The sequence below is a fragment of the Parvibaculum sp. genome (assembly GCF_035325945.1).
Lineage (GTDB): Bacteria > Pseudomonadota > Alphaproteobacteria > Parvibaculales > Parvibaculaceae > Parvibaculum.
In genome coordinates, this window is record NZ_DAOKYX010000005.1 from 77201 (window position 1) to 81409 (window position 4209).

At 63.5% G+C, this 4209-nt stretch carries 4 protein-coding genes; 2 read left to right on the forward strand and 2 right to left on the reverse strand.

Annotation, left to right across the window (positions count from 1 at the left end; all coding sequences use genetic code 11):
• The first annotated feature begins 147 nt into the window (after nucleotides 1–147).
• A complete protein-coding gene (locus PKA57_RS04765) occupies nucleotides 148–690 on the forward strand; it encodes a hypothetical protein (RefSeq protein WP_324298028.1) in 543 nt (180 codons plus the stop codon).
• A gap of 21 nt (nucleotides 691–711) precedes the next feature.
• Here PKA57_RS04765 and PKA57_RS04770 read toward each other — a convergent pair whose 3' ends face one another.
• Together PKA57_RS04770 and PKA57_RS04775 are read right to left on the reverse strand one after the other, a co-directional pair.
• Nucleotides 712–1272 (reverse strand): NAD(P)H-dependent oxidoreductase, encoded by a 561-nt coding sequence (locus PKA57_RS04770; protein ID WP_324298030.1) that lies wholly within the window; start codon nucleotides 1270–1272, stop codon nucleotides 712–714.
• A 119-nt stretch (nucleotides 1273–1391) separates the two neighbouring features.
• The gene (locus PKA57_RS04775) at nucleotides 1392–2009 is read right to left on the reverse strand and encodes a GNAT family N-acetyltransferase (RefSeq protein WP_324298032.1); all 618 of its coding nucleotides are present in this window, start codon (nucleotides 2007–2009) and stop codon (nucleotides 1392–1394) included.
• A 233-nt stretch (nucleotides 2010–2242) separates the two neighbouring features.
• Here PKA57_RS04775 and pepN point away from each other — a divergent pair.
• On the forward strand, nucleotides 2243–4209 hold a 1967-nt coding region (pepN, locus tag PKA57_RS04780), incomplete at its 3' end, for an aminopeptidase N (RefSeq protein ID WP_324298034.1).

The window sequence follows — 4209 nt, forward strand, 5'->3', positions numbered from 1 at the left end:
GCGTCCGCTTGGGCGTCCGCTTGAACGTCCACCCGGTCATCGGCTTGCGTGGGCCGCCTTGCATGGAGGATTCGGGGATTAATCTCCCGATAACCGGCCGCCGACATACTGAGTGTGCGCATTTCCACCCCTGCCGGATATCCATTCATGGCGAAGGCACAGTTCCACAAGAACCAGCGCGTCTATGTCAGACCCGTCGGTACATGGGCCGTTATCGAGCGCGTGGTTCCCCATTGGGTGAAGGATGTGGATGAGCCGCTGCGCGTCTTCTACGACGTCGGGCTCGGGCGGGATTTCCACGCTGAGGAACTTCAGACCGAGCAATCGGCGGAACTGACCGAGATCGACCCTGCCATGGAAGAGTGGCGCGTGGTGCGCGCCGCCAACAAGTGGCGTTCGGTGGAGGAATGCGCCGGCCATCCTGTTCCCGGCACCTATCCCGTCATCGTCACCGGCAGCACGAAGGAAGGCGGTGGCTGGCGCGTGCCGGGCGTCGAATACGACCTTTCGCCCGACCGCATCGAGCTTCAGGCGCGGATCATGGCGGCCTCGCCCAAATTCATGGTGCTGCTGCGCCGGCTCATCGAATATGCGCAATCGAACCCCGAGAACCTCCCAGAAGAGCTGCTGGTACTGGCGCGCGACGCGCATACCGTGATGGAGCAGACGAAGAACAACGCGCCGTCCTAGAACCGCCGCGGCGGCGCCGCTTCAAGCCTTCGCGTTAGCCTCGATCCAGGTCGCGAAGCTCCCCATGAATTTCGTCAGAAAATCGCGCGTCGCGTCGTTCGTCAGATGTCCCTCCTTGTCGAAGAGCGAGGCCGCATTGCCGATATAGGCTTCGGGCCGCTGCATGACGGGCACGTCGAGAAAGACGAGCGACTGGCGCAAATGATGATTGGCGCCGAAGCCGCCAATGGCGCCGGGCGACACGCTGACCACGGCCCCGGGCTTTCCGGCCCAGGCGCTTTTCCCATATGGCCGCGAGCCGACATCGATCGCGTTTTTGAGGACGCCCGGGACCGAGCGGTTATATTCCGGCGTGACGAAGAGCACGGCATCAGCCGCGCGGATCCGCTCGCGAAATTCGACCCAGACGGCGGGCGGATGCTCATCCTCGTCCTCATTGTAGAGGGTCAGCGCGGCGATCTCGACGATGCCGGGCCTGAGCGTTTTGGGCGCAAGCTTAGCCAGCGCATGCGCCATCTTGCGATTGTAGGATTCCTTGCGGAGGCTGCCGACGAGAACGGCGACTTTGCGTTCGATGGCCATGCGAAACTCTCCTCATACCGGAAAGACGGGGCCCCCACGCCGATCATTGATCCGGCAAGGCTCCTGCCGCAAGGCACCGCTGTCAAGCCGCGTTGAGAAGGCGAGGAGAAGCCGGCGCGTCATAACGCCATGGCGAACCAGACCGGATCGTGCGGGCGCGGGTTTTCGCGCGGCAATTCCTCAAATCCATAGGCCCGATAGAAGCCGAGCGCGCGATCATTGACCGGGCTCACGCCGAGATGCACGCCACGCGAACCGGCACCCCGCATCGTGTCGAGCCAGCGGGTCATCAGCTTCGCCCCCATCCCCTGCCCCTGAAGGCGCGGCAGAAGATTGATATGGAGATGCGAGGGATAGCGCTCGATGATGGCGCGCGGCGTCCGCCTCGGATGGTGGATGATGAAGGCCGCGATCTCGTCGGCGTTCCATTCCGCGGCCCGCTCCGGCGACGGGTCGGCATATTGGGGACGCAGCCCCGGCCACCACTCCGCTTCGAGCTTCAGGTCGAAGGCGGGCGTATCGACCGTTCCGACGATGTAACCCGCAACGCCTTGGTCATCCACCGCAACGAACGCGCTTTCGGGCTCCAGCTGCGCGTATGGCGCCGCCCAGATATGCCCGACGAGCCGGCCGTCCTTGTAAAGATGAGTGGCGTCCTTGCCGCTCGCGCCGGTCAGAAGTGCGATCTCGTATAGCGCGTCGATGTCGGCCGGCTGGACGGGGCGAATATGGGGCAAGGGACTGTCTCTCCGGTTTGCCGTCCGAAACGGCGTCCATGCGGAGGAATAGAAAAGAGGCGACCGGTCCGGTCAAGTCCCGGCATTGACCGGATTTCCGCCCTGACCGGGCCTTGCAAGCCCCCGTTTGCTTCCGCCGAAATTTCGCCCTATCAAGCGCTTAATGTTCTAGACTTTGTTAAGTTACTCTCGCTGCGCGGCTCCGGCCCCGTGGCCGAATGTTGAGCGCCGCCATGCGAACCGAAGAACCGCGCGCCGTCCGCCTTCAGGACTATGCACCCCCCGCCTTTCTGATCGACGAAGTGACGCTCGAGGTCGAGCTCGATCCGGCTGAGACACGGGTTCACGCGCGGCTCAAAATGCGCCGCAACCCGGATTCGAAGACGCCAAAGGCCCCGCTCGTGCTCGACGGACAGAAGCTCGCGCTGCACGAGGTCCGCATCGATGGCGAGACGCTGAGCGGAAACGCCTATCAGGTGGACGGCGAGCATCTGACGATCTCCGAGGCGCCCGATGCCTTCACGCTCGAAACCGTGACGACCTGCGGGCCCGAGGCCAATACGGCGCTTACCGGCCTCTATCTTTCCAACGGCATCTATTGCACGCAGTGCGAGGCCCAGGGCTTCCGCCGCATCACCTACTATCTCGACCGGCCCGACGTGATGGCCGTCTTCCGAACGCGCATCGTGGCGGACGAGAAGGCGCTGCCGGTTCTTCTCTCGAACGGCAATCTCGTCAAATCGGGACGTCTCAAGGGCGGCAAGCACTTCGCCGAATGGCACGACCCCTTCCCCAAGCCCGCCTATCTCTTCGCGCTCGTGGCGGGCGATCTCGCCCATGTCGAGGACAAGTTCGTCACCGCCTCGGGCCGCGAGGTGATGCTCAGGATCTTCGTCGAGCGCGGCAACGAGGACCGCTGCGCCTATGCGATGGAAGCGCTGAAACGCGCCATGCGCTGGGACGAGGAGGTGTTCGGCCGCGAATATGATCTCGACATCTTCATGATCGTGGCGGTCAGCGCCTTCAACATGGGGGCGATGGAGAACAAGGGCCTCAACATCTTCAACGACAAGTACGTTCTCGCCCGCCCCGACACCGCCACGGATGCGGACTATGCCGCGATCGAGGCGATCATCGCCCATGAATATTTCCACAACTGGACCGGAAACCGCATCACCTGCCGCGACTGGTTCCAGCTCTGCCTGAAAGAGGGGCTCACGGTCTTCCGCGATCAGGAGTTCACGAGCGACATGCGCTCGCGGCCCGTCAAGCGCATTGCCGATGTGCGGCTTCTCCGCAGCCATCAGTTCCCGGAGGATCAGGGCCCCCTCGCGCATCCCGTGCGGCCGGAAAGCTATATCGAGATCAACAATTTCTACACGGCGACCGTCTACGAAAAGGGCGCCGAGCTTTGCCGGATGATCCACACGCTTGCGGGGCCGAAGCGCTTTCGCAAGGGTATGGATCTCTATTTCGAGCGCCATGACGGCCACGCGGCGACGGTGGAGGATTTCCTCGACGCGATCAGCGACGGCGCCGGGCTCGACCTTGCGCAGTTCAGGCGCTGGTATTCGCAATCGGGAACGCCGGAAGTGCTCGTGACCGGCCGCTATGACGCGGCGCGCGAAGCCTACACCCTGAAGATGACGCAGGTTTGCGCGGCGACGCCCGGACAGGCCATCAAGGACGCCTATCACATTCCCATCGCGGTCGGTCTTGTGGGGCCCGACGGCAAGGACATGCCGCTGCAACTCGAAGGCGAGGAGAAACCCGGTGGCAGAACGCGCGTGCTCTCCCTAACCGAGAGAACGCAGAGCTTCCGTTTCCGCAATGTGACGGAAAAGCCCGTGCCGTCCCTGCTCCGCGACTTCACGGCGCCGGTGACGCTGACGGCAAATCTGAAGGAGCGCGACTGGGTCTTCCTCATGGCCCATGACAGCGATCCCTTCAATCGCTGGGAGGCTGCGCAGCGTTATTCGAGCGGGCTTCTCATCTCGATGGTCGAGGCTGTCAGGACCGGCGGCCGGAGGCGTCGCGGCGTCGCCTTCGCGGAGATGGTTTCGAGCGTTCTCGCCGACAAGAAGATCGACCCCGATTTCGCGGCACAGATGATCACGCTGCCCGGCGAGCAGACCATCGCGCAGCTTATCGGCAAGGATGTCGATGTGGACGCGATCCATGAAGCGCGTGAAGCGCTGCG

Bases quoted from the DNA above. Each gene is read 5' to 3' on its own strand.
- PKA57_RS04770 (WP_324298030.1), bottom strand. From the start codon at position 1,272: ATGGCCATCGAACGCAAAGTCGCCGTTCTCGTCGGCAGCCTCCGCAAG.
- PKA57_RS04765 (WP_324298028.1), top strand. From the start codon at position 148: ATGGCGAAGGCACAGTTCCACAAGAACCAGCGCGTCTATGTCAGACCC.